Origin of the sequence: Bacillus sp. FSL K6-2865, from assembly GCF_040311405.1 — a bacterium.
Lineage (GTDB): Bacteria > Bacillota > Bacilli > Bacillales > Bacillaceae > Bacillus > Bacillus velezensis.
Genome location: NZ_CP152036.1, coordinates 3,621,033 through 3,645,017 on the forward strand (window position 1 = coordinate 3,621,033; position 23,985 = coordinate 3,645,017).

Below are 23,985 nucleotides of genomic sequence, written 5' to 3' on the forward strand. Positions count from 1 at the left end.
ATGCGGAGCTGCTTTTTTGTTACACTTCAAAAGAATCAGGATGCTCTGAACGCAGTCCGAATTGATAGAGCAGTCCCTCAGCAATCCTTCTTGACGCCATGCCATCTCCATAGGGATTAGATGCCCGCGACATTTTTTCATATTCCTGCTTGTCTGTCAGCAGCTGTTTTGCCATCTGATAAATCGTTTCTTCATCAGTACCGGCTAATTTCAGAGTGCCCGCCTCCACTCCTTCGGGCCGTTCAGTCGTATCGCGCAATACGAGAACCGGCTTTCCTAAGGAAGGAGCTTCCTCCTGAACGCCTCCTGAATCAGTTAAAATAAAATACGACCTTGACGCAAAATTGTGGAAATCAATCACTTCAAGAGGTTCAATTAAATGGACGCGCTCCGAATCACCAAAGTGCTTATCAGCAGCTTCACGTACAGCAGGATTCAGGTGTACCGGATAAACGACTTGCACATCACTGAATTCATCTGCGATCCGGCGGATGGCTTTAAACATATGTTCCATCGGCTGACCTAAATTTTCCCGGCGATGCGCCGTCAGTAAAATCATTCTGTCATTGCCGATTTTCTCAATAATGTTATGGGAATATTCAGAGTGAACCGTTGTATGCAAAGCATCAATCGCTGTATTTCCGGTAACAAAAATGGAGCTTTCTTTTTTATTCTCATTCAATAAATTTTGCTTCGCTTGCTGAGTCGGAGCAAAGTGGATATCAGCAATCGCTCCGGTCATTTGGCGGTTCAATTCTTCCGGAAAAGGTGAATATTTGTTGCCCGTCCGCAATCCGGCCTCCACGTGTCCGACTGCAATCTGGTGATAGAAAGCTGCAAGGCTTCCGGCAAAGGTTGTTGTCGTGTCACCATGAACAAGAACAATATCAGGTTTGATTTCCTTAAACAGGCCGTCCAGTTTTACCAGGGCGTTTGAAGTAATTTCAGCCAGCGTCTGCCGTTCTTTCATAATATTCAAATCAAATTCAGGCTTAATTTGAAATGCGTGAAGAACTTGATCCAGCATTTGTCTATGCTGGGCAGTCACAGTGACATATGATTCTATTTCAGGGCGTTTTTTTAATTCGAGCACAAGGGGCGCCATTTTTATCGCTTCAGGCCTTGTACCGAATACCGTCATGACTTTAAGTTTTTTCATATCTCTTTCTCCTGTATCAAGTTTGTGATCATTTTTCATTATCAACCCATTTTACACGATATGATCCGCCGGTTAAATATCTTGTATAATTTTTTCCCATAAATGAAAAAGGATATATCATTAAGGCTTTACGGATAAAACTTGTTTAATAATGGTTTATCTTATATCATTAAAAGTGTTAAAAATGAAATATCGGGTATACAGAAAATATCAGCAAGCCTGAGTCTGTATAGATATCTTAACTTATATTTAAGTGACGCTAAGGAAGGTGCTTTAAAGTGAAAAAAGTACGCAAAGCCATAATTCCCGCTGCAGGTTTAGGGACACGCTTTCTGCCGGCAACAAAAGCCATGCCGAAAGAGATGCTTCCGATTGTAGACAAACCAACGATTCAATACATAATTGAAGAAGCGGTTGAAGCGGGTATTGAAGACATTATTATTGTTACGGGAAAAAGCAAGAGAGCCATTGAAGACCATTTTGATTACTCACCAGAGCTGGAAAGAAACCTAGAAGAAAAAGGGAAAGTCGAACTCTTAGAAAAAGTCCGAAAAGCCTCTAATCTTGCTGACATTCATTATATCCGGCAAAAGGAGCCAAAAGGTCTTGGACATGCCGTTTGGTGCGCACGTAATTTTATCGGTGACGAGCCATTCGCCGTCCTTCTCGGAGATGATATCGTTCAAGCTGAAAAACCAGGGCTTCGCCAGCTGATGGATGAATATGAAAAAACACTTTCTTCTATTATAGGGGTTCAGCAAGTGCCTGAAGAAGAAACCCATCGTTACGGAATTATTGATCCGCTGACAAGTGAAGGCCGCAGATATCAGGTGAAGAACTTTGTTGAGAAGCCGGCTCAAGGGACTGCTCCGTCCAATCTGGCAATACTGGGACGTTATGTCTTCACTCCTGAAATCTTCATGTATCTTGAAGAACAGCAAATTGGTGCCGGAGGGGAAATTCAGCTTACAGATGCTATTCAAAAGCTGAATGAAATCCAGCGGGTTTTTGCTTACGATTTTGAGGGCAAAAGATATGATGTTGGTGAAAAACTAGGTTTTATTACCACTACATTAGAATTTGCGATGCAGGATCGTGAACTGCGTGATCACCTTATCCCTTTCATGGAAGACCTGTTAAGAAAAGATGAATTATAAGAAAAAAAGCTGTTGGATTTATTCCAACAGCTTTTTATTTTATAATGCAGGTTAAAGTTTGATTATCGTTATTGATAATAAAAGCGTATTTATCATTTGCCGCAATAAATTGCCGATCACTGCTGCCCTTTATAACATCTTTATTATTCAGGGATAGATCTGTCGGAGTAATAGCTGATATTCCTCTGAAAACAAGCTGCTCGGCCTTGCCATTATTCACTGCATAACTGACCTCGCCATTTTTAAGATATAGCGTCTCCCGGCCGTTCACTACTTCTTTCTGCAGCTCTTTCATTTCTTGCTGAATATCATTAACGCGCTCACCGAGATGTGACACAAGTTGATCAGTATCACCCTGCTTTACATACGGAGAAAAAGCGGATGCTTTCACATTTGAACTTTTTTCGTTATAGACCGCTGCATTTTCCGGGATATAGTACGTTTTATTATTGACCTCAATCTTTGCTGATTGCCTGTCTTCAGATACCACTTTCACCTGAGCACCGAACGGAATAAGGAAGTCCGCCTTTTTTTTCAGCTCTGTATCTTTATAGGCCTGCGTCTGGTCTTTTAATACGAAACCTTTTTTGTTCACCAATATCTGGTCTTTCCCCTTGTTAACATCATCTTGATATCCGATCTTACCGAAGGAAGCGATCGTACGAAGCGGGGCGCTGAAAAACATGGTTCCTGCCATAAACACAAGCAGTATTGATAAAATAGCAATTTGAATAGCATTGACTGCTGATCCGGATTTACTATTTTTCTTTTGTTCCTTCACAATTGCCTGCTGCTCAGGCGATTCTTTTTTACGTTCAGCAACCTGATCTTTCTTATATTTCTCTTTGTCTTTTTTGGAGAGTTTATTAAACCAATCGATAAATGCTTTGTACTCTTTGACGACGGTTTCAGTGTCGTCGAACATTCTTAATTCACCATAGTGCATCCAAGCCACACGGTCACACATTTTTTCAATCTGACCGATGGAATGACTCACAAAGAAAATGGTTTTTCCTCGTTCTTTAAATTCCTGGATCCGGTCAACACACTTCTGATAAAATGTCTGGTCTCCTACGGAGAGGGCTTCATCAATGATTAAAATATCCGGATCTATATGCACGGAAATAGCAAAACCAAGGCGGGACTTCATACCGCTTGAATAGTTTTTCACCGGCTGATTAATAAAATCACCGATCTCAGCAAACTCAACTATGCTTTCATACATCTCATCGATTTCTTTATTTGTCAGCCCCATCATTAAACATTTAAGTCTTATGTTATCCCGGCCCGTCAAAGCATTATTTAAACCGGCTGCAATCGCAATCAGCGACGGCTGGCCGTTCATTTCAATTTCACCGCTTGTCGGCGGTATCACTTTTGCAAGCAGATTGGACATCGTCGATTTACCCGATCCGTTAATTCCCACAAAGCCGATTGTCTCCCCTTCATATACATCAAAGGAGACATTTCGCACAGCGAAAAAACCGTTATCTTTAGCAGGGAAAAACAAACCTTTTATTTTGTCCGACTGTTTTTCATAAAGATGATACTGCTTTGAAACATTTCGAAACGAAACCTTTAGTTTCATCGTACAATCTCCTTACGTATTAAAGAAAGTCAATAAACTTATCTCTGAATTTCATGTGTAAAACAGAACCGACTGTTAACAAAAATAAGGTGAACAGCCAGAAATACAGTGTATATTTCACATCTTGAAAGAACCACTGACCATCTAATAAGCTGTTCCTGAAACCGTCAATTATATAAAAAAGCGGATTCAGCTTCAAGACAGGAACCAATTCCGGGTGAGCTGCCCCCAGCTTTGAGTTAATATCCCAAAAAACCGGCAGGAGGAAAAACAAAAGTCTTGTCACTGCCTGCAGAAGAAACTGATAGTCTCGGATCAGCACGCTGATTGTCGAATTAAACAAGCTGAACGAAAATAAGAAAGCCATCAGACAAACAAAATAATAAATATATTGAAGCCAATGAAGGCTCGGATAGATTCCGCTGGCGAGCAATGCAATGATATAGATCACCATCATAATTGCATAACTGAACAAATTAGAAGCGATGGCGACAGACGGCAAAGAACTGATTGGGAAATTCATTTTAGCAACCATTTTAATTCTTTTAAATACACTATTTGATCCGTCCAGTATTGTCGGGCTTATAAAAAACCACGGTATCAGACCTGCAAGCATCCACAGAATAAAAGGCACTTCTCCGGCACCTGTAGCCATCGGCCCCCCTTTTCTGATCCCCAATCCAAAAACAAACCAATAGGCGAGCATTTGAATAAGAGGATTTAAAAACTGCCATAAAACGCCTAAATAATTCATTTGATATTTAGACTTTGTTTCATAGGCCGCTAATCGCATGATTAAAGGAAATGATGTTACTTGCTCTTTTAGTATTTTCACTACAGCATTCATTTTAATCTTCCTTAGGTTGATTTGATTTTATAAAGCATCGCTGATAATTGTACCAGAAATCAAATTTTTTTTCACTTTCAAGCCGCATGCAAATGCTGCTAAAAGGTTTGTAAAGCATAATAGAAAAACCCCTTGATACAAAGGGGTTTTTCTATTATTCAGATTCAAACACAATCTTTACGACTTTCTCAGAAGAATGTCCTGACTCAAGGTAACAGAATTTGTCATAAAAAGGTTTGAATGAAACCGGGTGCTGATAATCCGGTGATGAAATATGTTTGATTGCCTCGATCGTTTCCTCTGTCGTTTTCACTAACGGACCAGGAGCATCTTTCTCAAAATCGAAATAAAACCCTCTGAGTTTATCCCGGTATGTTTCAATATCGGGAACAAAAAACAGCATCGGGCGTTTCAGATTTGCAAAATCGAAAAATACAGAAGAGTAATCGGTAATTAACAGATCTGAAATCATATACAATTCCCGAATATCTTCGTGTGCAGAAAAGTCGTAAGCAAACCCTTCAAACGGACCGAGGTCAAAATTTTCGGCCACAAGATAATGCATTCTCAGAATAACGAGATATTCATCCCCGAGCTCTTCCCTTAATTTATGCAGGTCTAAATCAAGGTCAAATTTATAACGGCCTTTAGCATAAAACTGGTCATCTCTCCATGTCGGCGCATAAAGAATGATTTTCTTATCCTCAGGCAGGTTTAACCTTCTTTTTATCGCTGTGATTGTCTCATTATTATTATCATTATGAAGAAAATCATTTCTCGGATAACCTGATTCAATCATAGTTTTATTGAATTGGAAGGCGCGCGCAAATATCTCAGACGAGTAGGCATTAGGGGAAATTAAATAATCCCAATTGGATGCCTCTTTAATAAAATTCTTTTTATATTTTTTCGTATTAGTACCCGGCATATGAACTTCTTCCATATCCATTGCAAGTCTTTTTAAAGGCGTGCCGTGCCATGTTTGAAGATAGGTTGTATGTTCCGGCTTTGGAATCCATAAAGGCAGACGGCTGTTGACGACCCAATATTCTGCCCGCGCCATAGCAAACAGCCACTTGATAGAAAGCCTGTTAATGTATTGAATGCCCTTCTCTTTAAAAGGCGCTGCATACTGTTTATTTACGCTCCAATACATTTTATATTCCGGATGATTGATTTGCATGTATTCATAAATGGCTCTCGGATTACAGCTGTATTGTTTGCCGTTAAAGCTTTCAAAAATAATGGTCTTGCTTTTAACAGGCATTTTGCTCGCCATTCTGAAAACAACTTTATAACCTTTCGTAATGAGGGAATTTCTGCGTTTTTTCAGTTTTTTCATTTTGGAAATGAAACGTTTTTTCTTCCCTTTTATGAAGTATCTCATCCTTGTTTTCAGGCTGTAGTCGTTCACACGGATACAAACAGTCTGCTTTTTCTTCTTTTTATATACCTCATACCTGACCGGTCCGCTGTCTTTATTCACAACGCTTATGAGGCCTTTCAGTTTATTTTTTCTGTCTCCGAGCACAAGCGGAGTGCTGCTGAGAACAATAGGTTCAGCTTCGTCGTTTTCACAATGAAACTCCATAAACATACGGTAGACAAATCGTTTTTCCAGAGAATAAGGAATATCTTTTAATGAAATTTTTATTTGGAAATCAAAAATTTCAGGGGTGAATGCATCTTCCCGAAACTGTTCAATATTCTCCGTTTTTTTCGTCATTTCAATAGGGAAATGTTTTTCTACAGGGTCTTCTCCCCCTTTTTTAATGACAAATTGCAGGTTTTTAACTGAAAGCTGATTCTCCGAACTTAGATACCCTGCATACCCTGAAATTATAATCTCTTCTGCCTTCAGCTGAATCTCATCAAACTTCACAATCTTCGCTTCTCTTTTTACCTTTAAAGAGAAATTGCCCTTATCGGTTGTATAAGGTAAAATTAACAGCTCAGTCGTATGATCAAGGTGGTAGGCACGCTCAATCGCTTCAGCTTCCACAGATAAACGCACCTGCTTCGGCTGTTCTTCTTCCGCTGCCGGTTCCCCCAGTACCACATAAAAATCATAAGTCTGTCCCATTTCTAAAGGTTCAGGAAACGAGTGAATATTAATTGATGCACTGTATTGAGCCGGGCTCTCTTTCTCTAAAATAACAACATCCTCGGCTCCGGAACGCCGTTCTTTTAATTTTAAATAACATTTCACTTCCTCAGCTAACGGTTCTTCGCTTTCAAGTGAAATAGAGAGTGCCAGGTCTCCCACATTATTTTTTAAGCTTTTCAAAATACATTTGCTCACGGTATTTTCATCCATACTTATTTTCTGCTCCTCTGAATTAAAGCTCTTCACTTAACCGATTTCACTTAATCGATGTGATCCTTTTTGTTTAATTTAATAGAGAAATTCCCTTTCACAGTCGTATAAGGTTCGAAAGTATATCCGTTATTCATAAACCGATCTTTTTCGCCGAAATTGACTTCACGGCTGGATACCCTTCTTAGAATACGGATATGGTCAGCTGTTATATATTGAATGTAAAAGTCAAGAACCGAAGTATGATTTGCGTCAATTTTTTCTTTTTGGATGTCCTTTTCAAAATCTATATAAAATGGCTGAGCCGGTTGATCAGCGGATACGGATATGATTTCAGATTTGTTTTTCCGATCAATCCCAACCATTCGGACTTTTTCAAATGCATCATTCTGGTCAGACACTGAAACGCTGATCGCTAATCCGCTGGCATTTTTTTCAAAAGATGTGATCGGGTGTTCTTTAGAACCGACTTTTTCAGCAAGCCGTTCCTTTTCTTTTCTCACTTCAACCATTTTGAAAAGAGCATATGACCAATTTTTAATATAGTTTGGTTTAGAGTATTTCTCCGCCATTTTAAAGGCTAGACGTGAAAATTGTTTGTGAGTGCTGTCATCTCTCATTAAAGAGATAATGGCCTCAGCCAGCTTTTCTATATTATATTGTTCAATTACATAGCCGTTTACTCCATCTTCTACCAAGCTTCTGGCACCGTAATCGTAATCGTAAGTTACGACCGGGCATCCATTGCTCAATGCTTCCATATTGGACAGACCGAAGCCTTCAAAGTGAGAAGTTGAAATTGTCAGCCACGCTTTTTGAAACTCGTAATCAGGGTTGTTCGTGTAGCCTTTCAGCAATACATTATTCTTGAGGATTTGAGCTTTTATTTCCTTTTTGATTTTCTCTGTTTCTCCTCCAGAACCGAATATTTCCAGTTTCGCATCCGGGATTTCATTTACAACAAGTTTGAACGCTTTAACGGCATGCGTCAGGTTTTTCATTGGTACAATCCGAGAGATAATAACCGCTTTATTTCGTTCGCTCGGAACTTTCAAAACCTCTTCATCAAGCGGTTTATTAATCGTATGTGGCGTAAAAAAGAATGTCTCTTTTTCCCCTGAAATCAAACTGAAATCTGCAATCTGCTCCTCAGTGATAAAAAATACGGCATCAAGGTTATTTATTTGACCGAAAAGTTCTTTATAGCGTCCTTTGATCTGGAACTTATTATCACCATAATGTTTATTGTGAATAATCGCGGCATAATAAGATGACGGCGCTTTTTTCACTCTGAAGACATGTTTATCCTGTAGTCTGCTGTCGACCAGAAATAGTTTAGGCCGATCGTTTTCTTTTTGGAGAATATCAATCCAATGCCTGCGCAACTCAAATTCATCCTTAAATGTTAAAGGGTCTTCTTCTGAGTACCAAGTAAAATGTGTGAATTTGACTGCTTCACTTTGGTCATCCCACATGAAGTGCTTTTCCAGATAAACGACATTTTCGTTGTTGATAAACTCCTGAAGGAAGATTTGATTCGTCTTTGTATCAAAATGAGAGACAATGACGGGTTTTCCTTCTTTATTGTATTCTTCCCTTTTGATTACTTGTTTTTCATCATTCAGGTAATCTACGTAACGCACGTCATCACTGCCTGAATAATTTGAAAGATTATAATCGTTTGATGATTTTCCGAACATTTTTGAGATAGTTTTGCTTACTTTCCCCTTACTGACATGTTTTTTTATTTGATTCAGCTCAATTTTCTCCGAATAAATCCGCTTGCCTTTTGTTCTTTTACTTAGAAAGTCATCGTACATGTTGATAACTTGTGTATATTGAGGGTCCGTTTTCTTTCTTTCAAAGAGTTCGTTTTTTTTTCTCCGAAATTCCAAATCAAATTTAAAAGTAAGAAAGGCGGTATTCTTTTGACTCTCTTCTCCGAATAGTTTAGAACGCAATAATAGTGATTTGGTCAGACCTCCGTAATCATCCGGGAGGCCTCCTGAGATAAAATAATACATCATATCGGGAAGCTCATTATTATCGTTAATAGGCTGATTGGACAAATTTTTTCTCCCTTTCACCATATGGAATTTAGTAAAACACTGCAAAATAATACTATTCCCTCAGATTATTATAACAAACCTATTTAAGCATCAAAAAGTACTCCTTATCAGCAAATAAGAAGTACTTTGAACAGTTCATACATTCAATAATTCCGTATTACACCCCGGCAATTTCTTTTTTAATCTGTGTGGTGGAAATGCCTTCGGTTCTAGGGAGGTAGATGACTTCGCATTGATCTTTAAGGAAATCGAATTTGCCTTCCCAATCGTCTCCCATTACGAACACGTCGATGTTGTGATCCGCTACGTCACGTACTTTTTGATCCCAGCTGTTTTCCGGAATGACTTCGTCGACATAACGGATCGTTTCCAGAATCAGCTTTCTGTGTTCATAGCTGTGGTAGGCCTTTTTTTGTTTTTGCAGGTTAAACTCGTCTGTTGAGATGGCAACAACAAGGTAATCTCCAAGCTGCTTTGCGCGCTCAAGCAGTTTAATATGACCCCAATGCAGTAAATCAAACGTTCCGTAAGTAATGACCTTCTTCATGAAACAAAAGCTCCTTTCTATCATCATACGTATAACAAGCAACTGCTCTGAAATGCTGCGCAGCTGTATCCTTAATCACTAAAGTGCCAATTTCGTACTCATGGAATCTCATTATATCACATAGCCCTGAAAAGGTTAAGCCAATGTAAAACGAAGTTACATTCCACTTATTAACAAATGTTATTACAATAGGAGTTTAGCAGGGTTTTTGCGCGTATGATTAAAGAAATTGTTATCTTATTTATATTTTTGTAAAACTATTGTTAAGTTTATCTGAAGGTATTATGTTAAAATAAAGCTTAGCCTAATTCACGAAAAAGTGAAAGAAAATCCCGTACAAAAAGGAGGACGGCAGATGCAGACTGAAATGGTGCACAACCTTTCTTATGTTAATGGAAATTTACAGGAGTTTATTTCATATTTAGACACTTATTATATCGCACAGAAGCAAGGAGCCGTCATTGCGACGGTCAATCCTGAGATCGGATACGCTGCGGCGAAAGACAAAGGTTATCATCAAGTCATTTCTTCCGCGGATTTCGTCCTGCCGGATGGTATCGGCGTCGTGTTAATGTCACGTTTGACGCAGCACCCGCTGAAATCAAGAATTGCGGGATTCGATGTGTTTCTTGCGCTGCTCGGCCTCGCAAACCGGCAGTCTAAAAAAATATTTTTATACGGAGCTAAACAAGACGTGCTTGACGCCGTTTTGAACCGGATCAGCAAAGAGTATCCGAATATTGAGGTTGTCGGAGCCAGCAACGGTTATGAAGCGGATAAACGCTTCGTCGCCAAACAGATTTCCCGGGCGAAACCCGATCTCGTGTTTGTCGCCTTAGGATATCCCCATCAGGAACAATTTATTTATGAATACAAACATCTTTTCCCTCAGGCTGTATCGATCGGTTTGGGCGGAAGCTTTGATGTGTTCAGCGGAACGGTGAAACGCGCCCCTGAATGGATGATCAAAACGAATCTGGAATGGCTGTACAGACTGGTGACGAATCCGTGGAGATGGAAAAGGATGCTGAACATTCCGAAGTATGCTTTTACCGTTTTGAGAAATAATAAATCAAATAAAAGCCTGTATTCCAAGCAGGCAGAAGATCAAACGAAACAGCTTTAAACAAATAAAACAGCAAAAGAGATTGGTAATCTATGAACTTGCGATCTTTATTCGCCGCTTTTTATTCTATATATCTGTCTGTTCTCGGCGTTTTGTTCAAGCCTGTAAAGCCCAAGAACCACCTGACCCTGCTGGTATCTTTTGAAGAAAATGCGCAGGCTCTCATCCGTTCTTACAAAGCGCACGCTGAATCGCTTTCTTATGAAATGACGGTTTTGTATACGAGACATGCCGTCAGTCTGAAAGAAGAGCTGGAAGGTATCGGCTCTTTTTATCTAAACGAAAAACATCCGCTGCATCTTTTGAAGGCGGTTTTGATCCTTTTTAAGAGCAAAGCGGTGATAACGGATAACTATTTCCTCATGACAAGCGTCTTAAACCGCCGGCCGCAGACGACATGCATTCAGGTGTGGCATGCGAACGGCTCTTTGAAAAAGTTCGGCCTTGAGGATGTGACGAATCAAAACCGTCCGGCATCAGATATCAGCCGGTTTAAAAAAGTGTACCGCTCGTTTGACTTTGTCACCGTCGGTTCAGACGCGATGGCTGACGTTTTTAAAAAGTCGTTCGGCATACGGGACGGCCAGCTGTTAAAAACGGGTGTCCCCCTGACTGACGTCTATTATGAAGAACACAAGCCCGAACTGAAGCACAAATGGCCGAAAAAAATCATCCTGTACGCACCGACATTCAGGGATTATGATATGCAATCCTTTCGGCTGCCATTCACCGAAGAACAGCTCACAAACGCGTTAAACGGAGAGTATATGCTGCTTGTAAAGCTTCATCCTGCCGTTTTGCATCAGATTTCGGCTTCGTTTGAAAGCGAACTGATCAAGAACGTGTCTGACATGCGTCTTCATGATCTCTTGAAAGCGGCTGATATTTTAATTACGGATTACTCTTCCGTGCCTTTTGAATTCGCGCTCTTAAATAAACCGATTTTCTTTTTCACGTATGATCTGGAGGAATATGATCAAAAGCGCGGTTTAATCGACAATTATACTTCCGTCATCCCCGGAAAGGCTTGTCATGACAGCGAAGCCCTTCTGGAGGAAATGACGAAAAAGCCATTTCATGCAGAAAAAATGAAGCGGTTCGCGGACAAATGGAATATGTATTCAGATGGGAATTCGAGCAGCAAACTGCTCCAATTTGCAGAAGAACAAATAACATACAAAAACACCTGTTCACACAATTGAACGGGTGTTTTATATATTTACATTGCCTCCATAGTGCTTAAAAATAATCGTACAAACAAAAAGACATCTGTCCAATTTAATATTGAAAAAAGCTCGGAAGTATGACTCCGAGCTCTTTAACACGTTTATTTATAGACAGGAATATCATAGTAAAGCTGATAGTTATCTAACAGACTATAGAGACTGTACATTCTGTTTACCTGCTTATACGCCCAACCAATATCAGATGCATATTGGTGGCTTACAGAAGGCTCCCATCTCATTTTATACAAGGTATCTTGGTTGTATACGGCATTGTGTATATAACTCTGTCCGATAAATTTGGCCCCTCCAGTAATCGCTGCTTCAGGACTGAACCATCCTTGGTTATATGCATATTGGGCACCCTTGTTCACAGCGTCTCCGTCATATGCACCTATGCCATACATGTTATATACCTTTTTCCCATTATAGGTCACACCGTTTGCCAGCTCTGAGGTACCGTTTCCGGTCTCTAATAAAGCGTGAGAAATCAGGTAGAGCTCATTAATACTGTTAGATTCAGCTGCCTTAATAAAAGCTTCACCTTTTCCTTCAAGAATTCCTTTCCCTTTTAAAATCTTCGTATTGACTTCTGATGCTGTCAGTCCTGCATATTTCGATAACTTCAAAAACTGAAAATAACTTTTATCTGACACAGAAAAGTTTGCGGGGTTTACATAGTAGGAAACTTCTTCCTCGCTTGCTTTCCGCCAACCCATTTTAATTTTTGCCCAGTTATTCTCTACACTAATGATATTAACCTTATAACCTTTTGTCACTGTTCCTATAATATTATTGCTCTTTACCTCTGGAGTGGACCTGACATTAAGAAAATCTGCGGTTACGGTAGAATTTGCACTATTAATATAAGATAGAGATACGTAGGCACTTGAATCCGTCTGCGGGTTCGCTTTTAACTGCTTCGCGACCATTTCACTCATCGTAATATTATAATTTGTTTCCATTATTTGAGGACCGCTTTTCACCTCAACACTTGAAACTGCCCACCCATAAAGCTGCTTCACTTTGCTTGCAGCCTTATCAGCATTGTTTTTTCCTGTAAATTGTTCAGTAATCACTATACTGTATATTGGATTGTTTTTAGTAGTGTAGCTTGCTGATAAGTTCTTTGCCTTAAAGAAACTCAGTCCTTTGTTTAAAGCCGACGATGTGCTGATTTGATCTGTAACTAATTTATATTGCGTGTATGTGCTTTTGCCATTTTGTTTGGCGTTGCCTTTCGCATTATTTGTTTTAAAAAAAGTTAACACACGATCTATATCTTTTTGATTTAATAAGTCACTAACAGTGACTTGATATTGCGTATAAGCGGATTTACCGGTTTTTTCACTTACTGCCGTTAATTTTTTTGTCTTGAAGAAAGATTTGACTTGATTAATCTTAGCTGTGTCCAGCAAGGCTTCTGTCTTAATTTTATAAGTTATTCCTTTTGGTTGTTTTATAGATTTGGCAGTTGCATTAATACCGCTTTTCTTTAAAGAGTTTAAACCTTTTGTTACTTTTGTTTTGTCAGCAGTCTGTTGTGATAACAGCTGATATTGATTAGCAGCTGTTTTTCCTGAATTTGATTTTGATGATTTTAATTTTTTTCTGCTAAGAAAATTTACTGCTTTATCTGCCTGTGCGTTTGTTACAGCATTTGTTATCACTTGATAAGTTGTTTGTGTTGACGTTTTCTTTACAGCTGTATAAGTCATATGCCATCTTTTCTTCTTAAAAAAGGCTTGAAGACTTTTTAGTTTTTCCGGGCTGACATCTTTCATTTTCACAAAATAATTATTTGTAGCCCCAACCTTTTGGTAGGTCCCTTTAATTCCAGTGTTATTTTTTATTTGGCTGATGGCATTCTTAACCATACTCAGTCCATTAAAATAACCCGTTTCTATATTATACGATGTGATAGTTTTTTTATTATTGATGGTTTTGTAACTGCTTTTGACGCCTGTGCTTTGTTCAAGCTGTTTGATAAGACTTTTCGCCTCATCTGCTTTATTAATCAAAGAATTCGTTGTAACAATGTAGTAAGACTGGCCTTTATCAGTCATGTTTAACGTGGCATTCAGCCCAGAATCTTTTTGAAAACTGCTTTTCACTTGGGATGCTGTTTTCTCTCCTTGAATTTTTCCGGATAGAATTTGAATGATCTCCGGTTCCTGTTCAAGTTTTTGATAATTAGCATTGACTCCAGTCTGCTTCTTTAACTCTTGAATAGCTGCCTTTACACTGGCCTCACTTGTCAGTTCAGATGTAACAATGCTTATATAAGGCTGCTTCACACCATTCGGTTTAACAGTACCGGTTAATCCTGTTTCCTTTTTCATTTTATCAAGCAAGTTATTAGCCTGCTGTTCACCTGAAATAGTTCCGGAAACTGCAGTATAATAGGGCTGCTTACTGCCCGTCGGACTTGATGTTCCTTTAATGCCTGTCTGCTTCGTAAAATCGCTTAGTACGCTTTTAGCATTCGTTTCGCTTGTCAGACCTGAAGCAGATATTTGATAGTTCTTAGACGTTCCGCTCTTTTGATAGTCTGCTTTCCATCCGGTATCTTTTTTCAATTTTGCAACTGCCTGAGAAGCCTCACTTTCAGAAGCAAACTTTTGTGTTGTTTCTAACTGATAAATGGAATTGTCAATATAAGCTGCCTTTACTGAGTCTGTTATCGTGAAAAATTCAAGAGTAACCGCTGACAATAACATTGCGGCAGCCAAACTTTTTTTCATTACCTCTCCTCCTTCTCTATATTTATCTATCACACTACTACTTTTATCGGAAAGTGCTTCAATTTTTAAAGTGAAATATATATATAAAAAAAACTTAATCCCAGACTGGGATTAAGTTTGGTTTTATATATGAGAAACGATGAGCGTGCAATCTCCGTTTATCGTAAAGTCAGGCATCTGATCCGGCAGTATGAAATGCGCGCCTTTTTCAAGCTCGGCGGACTTGCCTTCACAGATGATGGAGCCGCTTCCTTCTGTGACGCTGCACAGCATAAACGGAGCGTCCTGGGTCATTTCCGCCGTCCCGCTGATATCCCATTTGTATACAGAAAAATATTCTCCCTGCACAAAGGTTTTGATGGTGACGCCTTTTCTCGTTTCAGTTGATTCATCTAAAAATCCGTCCACATGAGGAACGGTGGCGGCGTTGACGGCATCGCGGATATGCAGCTCACGCGCCTGGCCGTTTTGATCTGTACGCCCGTAATCATATATCCGGTAGGCGGCCTCTGAATTCTGCTGTGTTTCAAGCACGAGCGCCCCCGCGCAAATGGCATGGATGGTACCGCTCGGCACATAATAAAAACCACCGGGTTTGATCTTCACGCGGCGCAGCAGGCCTTCCCAGTCACCGCTGTTAATCATGGTGACAAGTTCCGCTTTCGAACGGGCCGTGTGACCGTATATGATTTCCGCATTTTCTTTACAGTCGATAATGTACCAGCACTCAGACTTCCCCGTTTCACCCTGTCCATGCTCCTCGGCGTCATAATCGTCAGGATGGACTTTAACAGACTGATGATGTTTGACGTCCAGTATTTTCGTCAGCAGCGGAAACCGGTCCCCTTCCGTTCCGCCGAATAATTCTCTATGCTGATCCCACAGTTCCATCAAGGTTTTCCCTTGATACGGACCGCTTTTGACCGTGCTCATTCCGTGCGGATGGGCTGATACCGCCCAGCATTCGCCGGTTGTTTCTGAAGGTATGTCATATCCGAATCGTTCGCGTAATAACGTGCCGCCCCATAGTTTTTCTTTACATACAGGCTGTAAAAAAATCGGCTCTTGCGTCATGTTCGTTCCCCTCCCCTTAAAAAGCGGCTCATATCCCATTCCCCCTGTGTCTTTTTTAAAACACGGAGGGAGCCGCGGTTAAAACAATATGTATAAAATGGCTGACCTGCTCATTATACCATTCGGATGGGGCGGAATGCTCAGTCATTTCCTATTCCAGAATAAAATGCCTTGTTTGTCGCAAATTAAAATAACTGATGAAAAAGGGGGGAACATTGTGACGATACATGCGGAGCTCGGCAAAAACCTTGAAGCGCTGAAAAAACGATTCGGCCAAAGCGATGACATGATGTTTTATTCGTTTACGTACGGAAACGGCAAATGTGACGCCTGTCTTATCTATATAGACGGACTGACCGACAATCAATTGCTTGCGGAATATATTATTTCGCCCGTGCAGGCGGCCGCCCGGCATCAAGAGGAACCGGCTGAAACACCGCCGTCATCCATCTCTTTCGGCTATCGTCATACCCGGCTTTCTTCACTTAAGGACGCGGAGGCAGACATTTTCTCCGGCAAATCGGTTTTGCTGGCGGAGGGGTGGGAGGAAGCTCTTTCGTTTGAGACGGAAACATTTAAAATGCGTGATATTGAAGAACCGTCTTCAGAAGTGCTTGAACGGGGGCCGAGGATAGGTTTTGTCGAAAAGCTTCGGACGAACACGGCGCTTTTGCGCGAGCAGTCCGGTGATCCCAACCTCCAGATCAAAGAGATCACACTCGGCGAACGGACAAAAAAGCGGATCGCCGTTGCCTACATTCGGGATATTGCCCCTGATGATGTTGTAAAAGAAGTGATGAAAAGACTGGAGTCCATCACCATTGACGACATTCCGGAATCAGGAGCGATCGAGCAGCTTATTGAAGATAACACGTATTCTATTTTCCCGACCGTCTTGACGACCGAACGGCCCGACCGGGTTATGGGCGCTCTTTTGGAAGGAAGGGTTTCCATTCTTGTAGACGGAACGCCTTTTACCCTTTTGGTGCCGGCTACCGTTGATGAATTTATCCACTCCCCTGACGATTATAATCAGCGGTGGGTTCCGGTTACCTTTCTCAGGCTGCTTCGGTATACATGCATTTTAATCACGATTTATTTACCCGGCCTTTACATATCGCTCGTTACGTTTCACACGGGGCTCTTACCGACGAGAATGGCGGTTACGATTGCCGGAAGCAGATTGAATGTCCCGTTCCCTCCTTTTGTTGAAGCGTTCATCATGATTTTTACGATCGAGATGATCAGAGAAGCCGGACTCAGGCTGCCGAAGCCGATCGGACAGACGATCGGCCTGATCGGAGGCGTGGTGATCGGGCAGGCCGCCGTTCAGGCGAACATCGTCAGCGCGATGATGGTCATTGTCGTATCCGTTACGGCATTGGCTTCTTTTACGGCGCCCTCCTATGCGTTCAATTTTCCGCTGAGGCTCATCCGTATTTTTTCAATGATTCTGTCGGCGATATTAGGTTTATACGGACTGATCATGTGCTATCTGCTTGTCATCGGCCATCTGATGCGCCTGAAAAGCTTCGGCCAGGATTATATCATTCCGATCATGGCGCAGCCTGGCCAAGACTTAAAAGATACGATCGTCAGACTGCCGACGCCTCTTTTGAAAAAACGGCCGACCAGAAAAGAGACGAAAGATAAAATCAAGCAAAGGTGATCCCCATGAAAAAACCGGAAGACAAGCTGTCGTTTATGCAGACACTTCTCATGGTAAGCGGAACAATGATCGGAGCGGGCGTGTTAACACTGCCGCGCTCCGCCGCAACAGCGGACAGTCCGAGCGGATGGATCATTATTCTTGTGCAGAGTGTCGTGTTTATCGGCATCGTCCTGCTCTTTATGCCGTTTTTGCAGAAAAACAGCGGGGAAACCATTTATGAGCTGAATCAAAGCATCATGGGCCGCGCTATCGGTTCTCTTCTGAATTTATTCATCAGCTGTTATTTTGTCGTCACCGTCTGTTTTCAAGCCCGATTTCTCGGTGAAGTCATCAATTACTTTTTACTGAAAAATACGCCGATGGGTGTCGTCATATTCATCTTTCTGGCGGTCGGCATTTACCATGTGACCGGCGGGGTCTATCCCATTTCAAAGCTTTATGCCTATCTGTTTCCGATTGCGATCGTCATTCTGATTACGCTGCTTATATTCAGCCTGAGACTGTTTAAGCTGGATTTCGTCCGCCCGGTCATGGAAGGAGGCTACAAAAGCTTTTTTGAGATGTTTCCGCGGACCCTTTTGTATTTTTCAGGACTTGAGGTGATTCTGTATCTGGTGCCGTTTATGAAAAATCCGAAGCAGGCGAAAAAGGCTGCTGTCTTCGGCATCGCCAGCGCAGGCTTATTTTACAGCATTACGCTGCTTGTCGTCATCGGCTGTATGTCGGTCGCTGAAGCCAAAACGGTGACGTATCCGACCATTTCCCTGATTCACGCCTTGGAAATCCGGGGTATTTTCATTGAGCGGTTTGATATCTTTCTTTTAATCACGTGGACATGCCAGCAGTTCACCTGTATGCTCGGTTCTTTTAAAGGAGCGCATCTCGGATTAAACACCATTTTCAAACTGAAAAATAAAAACAATGCCTGGCTGCTGGGAGGCTTATTGGCAGTGACATTCGGCCTTTCAATGTACCCCGATGATATCAACAGTGTGTTTGCATTCGCGAATATTCTCGGATATGCGTTTTTTGCCGTCATTATGATTCCTTTTCTCATCTGGTTTGTCAGCTGGATGAAAAAAATAGCCGGGAGGAAAAAGACGTCATGACACTTTTCATAAAATGGGCGGCGGCGCTTTTCATACTGATGACGCTTTCAGGATGCTGGGACGCGAAGGAAGTCGAAAAGCTGTCTTTCGCCCGGGGGCTGGCGATAGACGAGACGAGTGACCGCCGATATAAATTAACCTATCAAAACCTGCTGCCCCAAAGCGAAAACAGCCAGGCTTCCGGCCGGCCCGTGTTTGTCAATGTGACGACGCGGGGGGATACCATTCTTGAAGCCGTCAGTGAAGTCGCTTTAAAAGATCCGCCTGTTTACAGCGATCACTTAAAAGTGCTGATATTCAGCGACAAATTGCTGGCCGACCAAAATATACTGCAGATGATGAATCATTTTATCCGCGATGATGAATTACGGCGGAGCAGCTATCTCTTCGCGGCAAGAGGAAAAGCGTCCGATATTCTGACGGAGCCGACGCCGAATCAGCAGCAGCCCATGGCCGCGGAAAAGCTGATCGACCTTACGAACAACGGCGGCTACAACGGGAAGATTTTAAAACCGCTCCGAATCGGGAGAGCTTCGATTTACTGCCATAATAAACTCAGTTTTCTCATTCAGGCCGTCAGCAATCAAAAAGGAAAAACGGTGTATGACGGAGCGGCCATTATCAAAAACGCAAAACAAAACAGATTGGCGGGCTTTCTGTCATCATACGAAATACAGAGCCTGAATTGGCTGATGGGGACGATACGGGGCGGCGTGCTGCCCGCTTTGGATAAAGGGGGGCACCCGATTACCTTCGAGATCAAAAAATCAACATCCGCCATCACTCCCAGGCTGAAAAACGGGAAGCTGTCATTTCATGTAGCGGTAAAAACAAAAGGACTTTTGTCAGAGGACCAATATGCCGGAGAAGATTCATTCGATCAGCACTATTTAAACGGGCTGGAAAAGATTTTCGAAAAAAAACTGAAAAGCGATGTGAAAGAAGTCATCGATAAGCTGCAGAATCAATATGAAACGGACCCTGTATTCTTTTCTGACAGAGTCCGCATTCAATATCCCGACTATTGGAAGAAAGTAAAGCATCATTGGGATGAGACCTTCTCCGAAGCGGCTTTTGACTATGATGTTTCCATTCAGATTACCAACTTCGGAACGATGGGACGGTAGCCTTCAGCGTTTTTTTTCGACACGGAGGAGAATCTGATAAATCCGGCTTTGTTCGGGCAGCTGTGTCACCGGAAATTGCATCGATTGCGCCATTCGTGTGATTTCCTGTAAAAACAGCTGCACCCGCTCATCCACGTGAACATACGTATAGGACTGCTTTTTCACGTCAAATGTCTCTTCCGGAAAGAGCGTGCGCACCGTCTGCGGCGTAAAAAACCGCAAGTGGGTGCGGTCGAGAATACCGGCGTCTCTGTATGTCCAGTCACCGAGCAGAAGCGGGAACAGCGCTTCGGCGTGGGAAATATTCGGAATGCTGCAAACGATTGATCCGGCAGGCGACAAATAGGATGAGTACGTTTCAATGACGCGCCACGGGTCTTTTAAGTGCTCAAGGATGTCCGCGAAAATGATGCAATCAAAAAAGCCTTCCGGATAAGGCAGCTTCACTTCTTCGACATCTTCCTGCAGCACCGCTTCATAGTGTCCTTTTGCCGCTTGCGCCGCCAGCGGGTGCAGCTCTATTCCGTACAGTTCGCAAGGCTGTCTGTTTTGAAGTTCCAGCCCCGTAGCCCCCGCGCCGCAGCCGACATCAAGTATCCGTTTCGCCTCCCGGGGAACGAGCTCCGCAATTTCCGGTCTCGGATGAGTAAAGTACGTAAAATCAGTGCCCCATTTTTCCCTAAAACGCTGGCGGTTCTCCGAATATAACTGATTGATATTGATATCCTGATTAGCCGTAAACGTCGCATGTCCGTGGTGATGCACAAAGGCATCGAGGGCGATGTGCAGGCTGTAGCCTTTTTGCAGTGCGCGCAGACATAGGTCATCATCTTCAAAAGAACCGTATCCGAATTGTTCATCGAACGGGCCGATGTCTTCAATGACGCTTCTTTTCACCAGAAGACAGAAGCCGACAAGGCGCAGCACCCGCTTTGTATGATGCTTTTCCCGTTCGCAATACGCCTCCGCGAATGACTCCAGCTCATCAAGCGATTGATATGCGTCATGGATCATTTGCGCGCCGCTGACATAGTTGCTGACGGGCCCGACCATACCGGTTTTTTCAGATTGATACAGCACCCTCAGCATGGAGGTGAGCCAATTTTTCGTGACCATCGTATCGTTGTTCAGAAACAGCAGATTTTCTCCCCCTGCCGCTTCGATTCCCTGGTTGCACCCCTTGGCGAACCCGAGGTTTTTTTCATTTAGGATGACTTTGACGTCAGGCAGATTTGATATGTATTCTCTCGTTCCGTCTGAGGAACCGTTGTCAACTATAATCAGTTCAATCTTATCTTTGTCGGTGTATCGTTCAATGCTGGCCAGACATTTTTTCGTCAGCTCAAGTTCATTATATGTAAGGATAATAATACTCGTTTTCACCGGCATCCCCGCCTTTATCGTGACTTTATACAACGTATGACATATCCCCGTCATTTATGTGACCGGGCGCCCGCTCGGCATCCGTTTTGAGGGGGCCGGTGAATAACCGCCCCCCTAAAACTGAATATTACGGATGAACTGTCCGCCGATTTGATTCTGATCCCGAGCCTCCGTTACGGCTTTTCAGATCCTGCTCAATTTCTTCAAGGCTTTTCCCCTTCGTCTCGGTCACTTTAAACCGGACGAACAGGAATGCCAGTATCCCGATCGCGGCATAAATGAGAAATAAATAGCTGATGCCGACTGCTTCCATTAACATCGGATAGGTTAATGAGACAATCAATGTTCCGGCATGCAGCATTAAAGTGGAGACACCCGTCCCGATACCCCGGACATGCAGCGGGAATAATTCAGGAAGCATGACCCATACGGCAGGCCCCCAGCTGACCGCAAACACAATGATAAACAGGCCTAAACAAATCACCGTTGTCCATGATGCGGCTGCTGAATGTTCAAAGAAAAGATTGACCGCGGCCAATACGAGCAGACTGATGACCATGCCCGCATTACCGGCCAGCAGCAGCGGCTTCCGGCCGATCTTATCAATGACTTTAATAGCCGCAAGCGTCATGATGACATTGACGGCGCCGATTCCGACCGTTCCCAATATAGACGCGGAATTGCCGAACCCGACACTGGTAAATGTTTTCGGGGCGTAATAAATAATTGTATTTGTCCCGATGAATTGCTGCAAAAAGGCAAGTCCGAGGCCGGCAATCAGCGCGGGTCTCACCCACGGCTCAAACAATTCTTTCAAGCCGCCTTCGTTTTCCTTTTCCGCTTCTTTCATCTGCTCAATCTCATCATCAATATTCTTCGTTCCCCGCAATGATGAAAGGATTTCTCTTGCTTTCTCTTCTTTGCCGATCGTAAACAGCCAGCGCGGGCTTTCCGGCATAAATAGGATTCCGATCAGCAGAATGACTGACGGCACAACCGCAAGTCCAAGCATCCAGCGCCAAGCGCCCGCATCGGCAAATATATAGTTCACGATATAAGAAACGAGGATTCCGACCGTAATCATCAGCTGATTCAGCGAAGAAAGCGCCCCTCGTTTATGCTTCGGAGCCAGCTCCGATAAATAGAGCGGAACGATCGTTGTAGATGTTCCGACAGCCAGTCCGAGAATGATCCGGAAAAGAACCATCACCTCTGTATTCGGGGCAAAAGCGACTCCTAAACCGCCTATACAAAACAGCAGCGCCGCTCCCATGATGGCCTTCCGCCTGCCGAACCGGTCGGTCAGTTTGCCGGCAAACCCCGATCCGAGAATCGCCCCCGCCAATAACGAACTGACGACGAGGCCTTCTGTAAAGGCGTTCAGTCCCAGTTCTTTTTTCATAAATAAAATAGCTCCGGAAATGACTCCGGTATCATATCCGTATAACGCGCCGCCGAGTGCGCCGAAAAAATAGAGCCATTTATTCGAGTGTATGCTTTTCATGTTATGTAGACTCCCTTCATCCAACGCTGTATCCGCGCGGAATTGTTCTACTGCTTCTTTTACCTGTTTTCGTCCGTTTCAAACCTTCCGCACCGTTAATATCCATTATTTTACTAATTATTTTTTACAAAGCGACGAAACATTTCCCGCTTCCTGCCGTCCAATATAATGTGAACCTGATGCAAAAATAACAGTAGATGTTGTCGAAATAGAGAGAAAGATTTTGAATTTTCTCATTTGCAGAGTTGCTCCAAGTCAACAATTATGGTACGCTTCACAAAGAATAGAAACGAGAGGTAATGATATGGAAGAACGATCTCAACGCAGAAAAAAGAAAAGACGCCTCAGAAAATGGGTGAAATTTGTACTGGTATTCGCCGCTTTCTTATTGGTGATCGCCGGTTCCGTCGGCACCTACGCATTTGTGAAATTGAATAATGCGACCAAAGAAGCGCACGTCAGCCTTGACCGCGGCGACCAGTCCGTAAAACGGATCAAAGAATTTGACCCGAAGAAGGATTCTTTCACCGTATTGCTTTTAGGAATAGACGCCCGTGACAATAAGGGCGAATCAGTAGATGACGCAAGAAGTGACGCCAACGTGCTCGTCACCTTCAACCGGAAAAAGAAAACAGCGACGATGCTCAGCATTCCGCGGGATTCCTATGTCAACATCCCGGGACACGGCTATGACAAATTCGCGCACGCACATGCTTACGGCGGTTATAATTTAACTTATAAAACAGTAGAAAACATGCTTGATATTCCGGTAGATTATGTGGTTGAGAGCAACTTCGACGCGTTCCGCGATGTCGTCAATGAGTTGAACGGCGTTACGGTAAATGTGAAAAGCCAGAAAGTTGCCGATCGTATTAAAGTCGATACAAAAGGAAAAGTCGTGCTGAAGCCGGGCGTCCAGACGCTTGACGGTGAGCAGGCACTGGCTTATGTAAGAACACGCAAAGCGGACACCGATCTGATGCGCGGACAAAGACAGATGGAAGTGCTGAGCGCCATTATTAAAAAATCTAAATCGTTAAGCTCGATCCCATCTTATGACGATATCGTCGACAGCTTAGGGAAAAACTTAAAAATGAACTTATCTCTTAATGACGCCATCGGTCTGTTCCCGTTTATCACATCGCTGAAATCGGTGGATTCTTTGCAGCTGACAGGTTCAGACAGCTATATTTACACTCCTCAGTACGGCAAAAATATTTATTACTTCAAGCTGAATGAGGAAAACCTTCAAGAAGTGAAAACGAAATTAAAAAATGATTTAAACGCGTAAGACGTCACGGCGGGATTAGCAAATCCCGCCGTTTTTCTGTTGAAAAAA

The 23,985-nt window shown here is 42.6% G+C and carries 17 protein-coding genes; 7 read left to right on the forward strand and 10 right to left on the reverse strand.

What is annotated here, in order from left to right:
• Nucleotides 1–19: 19 nt before the first annotated feature.
• A complete protein-coding gene (wecB, locus tag NYE42_RS17820; protein WP_251257238.1) occupies nt 20–1,159 on the reverse strand; it encodes a UDP-N-acetylglucosamine 2-epimerase (non-hydrolyzing) in 1,140 nt (379 codons plus the stop codon).
• A 278-nt stretch (nt 1,160–1,437) separates the two neighbouring features.
• Between wecB and galU the strand changes: the two genes are divergently transcribed.
• Nucleotides 1,438–2,316: a UTP--glucose-1-phosphate uridylyltransferase GalU gene (galU, locus tag NYE42_RS17825; RefSeq protein ID WP_015240700.1), complete on the forward strand. Its 879-nt coding sequence runs from the start codon at nt 1,438–1,440 to the stop codon at nt 2,314–2,316.
• Between the two features lie 34 nt (nt 2,317–2,350).
• On the opposite strand, the gene tagH is transcribed toward galU, so the two are convergent.
• From tagH to tagD, 5 genes are all read right to left on the reverse strand, one after another.
• Nucleotides 2,351–3,904, reverse strand: coding sequence for a teichoic acids export ABC transporter ATP-binding subunit TagH (tagH, locus tag NYE42_RS17830; RefSeq protein ID WP_199022194.1), 1,554 nt, complete (start codon nt 3,902–3,904; stop codon nt 2,351–2,353).
• 19 nt (nt 3,905–3,923) lie between these two features.
• On the reverse strand, nt 3,924–4,751 hold the full coding sequence (gene tagG, locus NYE42_RS17835) for a teichoic acids export ABC transporter permease subunit TagG (protein WP_017418800.1): 828 nt from the start codon (nt 4,749–4,751) through the stop codon (nt 3,924–3,926).
• Nucleotides 4,752–4,905: 154 nt separating this feature from the next.
• Nucleotides 4,906–7,068 (reverse strand): CDP-glycerol glycerophosphotransferase family protein, encoded by a 2,163-nt coding sequence (locus NYE42_RS17840; protein ID WP_352426619.1) that lies wholly within the window; start codon nt 7,066–7,068, stop codon nt 4,906–4,908.
• A gap of 50 nt (nt 7,069–7,118) precedes the next feature.
• Entirely contained in the window at nt 7,119–9,137 is a 2,019-nt protein-coding gene (locus NYE42_RS17845) for an alpha-glucosyltransferase N-terminal domain-containing protein (protein WP_352426620.1), read from the reverse strand.
• Between the two features lie 157 nt (nt 9,138–9,294).
• Nucleotides 9,295–9,684 carry a glycerol-3-phosphate cytidylyltransferase gene (gene tagD / locus NYE42_RS17850; protein ID WP_003151361.1) on the reverse strand — a complete coding sequence of 130 codons (390 nt, stop codon included), beginning with the start codon at nt 9,682–9,684 and terminating at the stop codon, nt 9,295–9,297.
• A 355-nt stretch (nt 9,685–10,039) separates the two neighbouring features.
• Between tagD and NYE42_RS17855 the strand changes: the two genes are divergently transcribed.
• Together NYE42_RS17855 and NYE42_RS17860 are read left to right on the forward strand one after the other, a co-directional pair.
• Nucleotides 10,040–10,810: a WecB/TagA/CpsF family glycosyltransferase gene (locus tag NYE42_RS17855; RefSeq protein ID WP_007407501.1), complete on the forward strand. Its 771-nt coding sequence runs from the start codon at nt 10,040–10,042 to the stop codon at nt 10,808–10,810.
• Nucleotides 10,811–10,842: 32 nt separating this feature from the next.
• The gene (locus NYE42_RS17860; protein WP_199022197.1) at nt 10,843–12,012 is read left to right on the forward strand and encodes a CDP-glycerol glycerophosphotransferase family protein; all 1,170 of its coding nucleotides are present in this window, start codon (nt 10,843–10,845) and stop codon (nt 12,010–12,012) included.
• Between the two features lie 125 nt (nt 12,013–12,137).
• Here NYE42_RS17860 and NYE42_RS17865 read toward each other — a convergent pair whose 3' ends face one another.
• Nucleotides 12,138–14,777: an N-acetylglucosaminidase gene (locus tag NYE42_RS17865; protein WP_199022198.1), complete on the reverse strand. Its 2,640-nt coding sequence runs from the start codon at nt 14,775–14,777 to the stop codon at nt 12,138–12,140.
• A 123-nt stretch (nt 14,778–14,900) separates the two neighbouring features.
• Entirely contained in the window at nt 14,901–15,851 is a 951-nt protein-coding gene (manA, locus tag NYE42_RS17870) for a mannose-6-phosphate isomerase, class I (protein WP_342497111.1), read from the reverse strand.
• A 217-nt stretch (nt 15,852–16,068) separates the two neighbouring features.
• Here manA and NYE42_RS17875 point away from each other — a divergent pair, with 217 nt between their 5' ends.
• Genes NYE42_RS17875 through NYE42_RS17885 form a run of 3 tightly spaced genes read left to right on the forward strand, consistent with a single transcriptional unit; the run spans nt 16,069 to nt 19,759 of the window.
• The gene (locus NYE42_RS17875; RefSeq protein WP_352426621.1) at nt 16,069–17,520 is read left to right on the forward strand and encodes a spore germination protein; all 1,452 of its coding nucleotides are present in this window, start codon (nt 16,069–16,071) and stop codon (nt 17,518–17,520) included.
• 5 nt (nt 17,521–17,525) lie between these two features.
• Complete coding sequence (locus tag NYE42_RS17880) at nt 17,526–18,632, forward strand: GerAB/ArcD/ProY family transporter (protein ID WP_352426622.1); 1,107 nt, start codon at nt 17,526–17,528, stop codon at nt 18,630–18,632.
• Nucleotides 18,629–19,759 (forward strand): Ger(x)C family spore germination protein, encoded by a 1,131-nt coding sequence (locus tag NYE42_RS17885; RefSeq protein ID WP_032867485.1) that lies wholly within the window; start codon nt 18,629–18,631, stop codon nt 19,757–19,759. The genes NYE42_RS17880 and NYE42_RS17885 overlap by 4 nt, the downstream gene beginning before the upstream one ends.
• Nucleotides 19,760–19,762: 3 nt before the next feature.
• Here NYE42_RS17885 and NYE42_RS17890 read toward each other — a convergent pair whose 3' ends face one another.
• Nucleotides 19,763–21,175: a bifunctional glycosyltransferase family 2 protein/class I SAM-dependent methyltransferase gene (locus NYE42_RS17890; protein WP_352426623.1), complete on the reverse strand. Its 1,413-nt coding sequence runs from the start codon at nt 21,173–21,175 to the stop codon at nt 19,763–19,765.
• 94 nt (nt 21,176–21,269) lie between these two features.
• On the reverse strand, nt 21,270–22,646 hold the full coding sequence (locus NYE42_RS17895) for a sugar porter family MFS transporter (RefSeq protein ID WP_015418357.1): 1,377 nt from the start codon (nt 22,644–22,646) through the stop codon (nt 21,270–21,272).
• Nucleotides 22,647–22,950: 304 nt separating this feature from the next.
• Between NYE42_RS17895 and NYE42_RS17900 the strand changes: the two genes are divergently transcribed.
• Nucleotides 22,951–23,937: an LCP family protein gene (locus NYE42_RS17900; protein WP_015418358.1), complete on the forward strand. Its 987-nt coding sequence runs from the start codon at nt 22,951–22,953 to the stop codon at nt 23,935–23,937.
• Nucleotides 23,938–23,985 lie beyond the last annotated feature (48 nt).

Excerpts from the sequence above, each read along its gene's own strand:
- wecB (WP_251257238.1), bottom strand. The coding sequence starts at position 1,159 with ATGAAAAAACTTAAAGTCATGACGGTATTCGGTACAAGGCCTGAAGCG.
- tagH (WP_199022194.1), bottom strand. The coding sequence starts at position 3,904 with ATGAAACTAAAGGTTTCGTTTCGAAATGTTTCAAAGCAGTATCATCTT.
- tagG (WP_017418800.1), bottom strand. The coding sequence starts at position 4,751 with ATGAATGCTGTAGTGAAAATACTAAAAGAGCAAGTAACATCATTTCCT.
- NYE42_RS17840 (WP_352426619.1), bottom strand. The coding sequence starts at position 7,068 with ATGGATGAAAATACCGTGAGCAAATGTATTTTGAAAAGCTTAAAAAAT.
- tagD (WP_003151361.1), bottom strand. The coding sequence starts at position 9,684 with ATGAAGAAGGTCATTACTTACGGAACGTTTGATTTACTGCATTGGGGT.
- NYE42_RS17855 (WP_007407501.1), top strand. The coding sequence starts at position 10,040 with ATGCAGACTGAAATGGTGCACAACCTTTCTTATGTTAATGGAAATTTA.
- NYE42_RS17860 (WP_199022197.1), top strand. The coding sequence starts at position 10,843 with ATGAACTTGCGATCTTTATTCGCCGCTTTTTATTCTATATATCTGTCT.
- NYE42_RS17865 (WP_199022198.1), bottom strand. The coding sequence starts at position 14,777 with ATGAAAAAAAGTTTGGCTGCCGCAATGTTATTGTCAGCGGTTACTCTT.
- manA (WP_342497111.1), bottom strand. The coding sequence starts at position 15,851 with ATGACGCAAGAGCCGATTTTTTTACAGCCTGTATGTAAAGAAAAACTA.
- NYE42_RS17880 (WP_352426622.1), top strand. The coding sequence starts at position 17,526 with ATGAAAAAACCGGAAGACAAGCTGTCGTTTATGCAGACACTTCTCATG.
- NYE42_RS17885 (WP_032867485.1), top strand. The coding sequence starts at position 18,629 with ATGACACTTTTCATAAAATGGGCGGCGGCGCTTTTCATACTGATGACG.
- NYE42_RS17895 (WP_015418357.1), bottom strand. The coding sequence starts at position 22,646 with ATGAAAAGCATACACTCGAATAAATGGCTCTATTTTTTCGGCGCACTC.
- NYE42_RS17900 (WP_015418358.1), top strand. The coding sequence starts at position 22,951 with ATGGAAGAACGATCTCAACGCAGAAAAAAGAAAAGACGCCTCAGAAAA.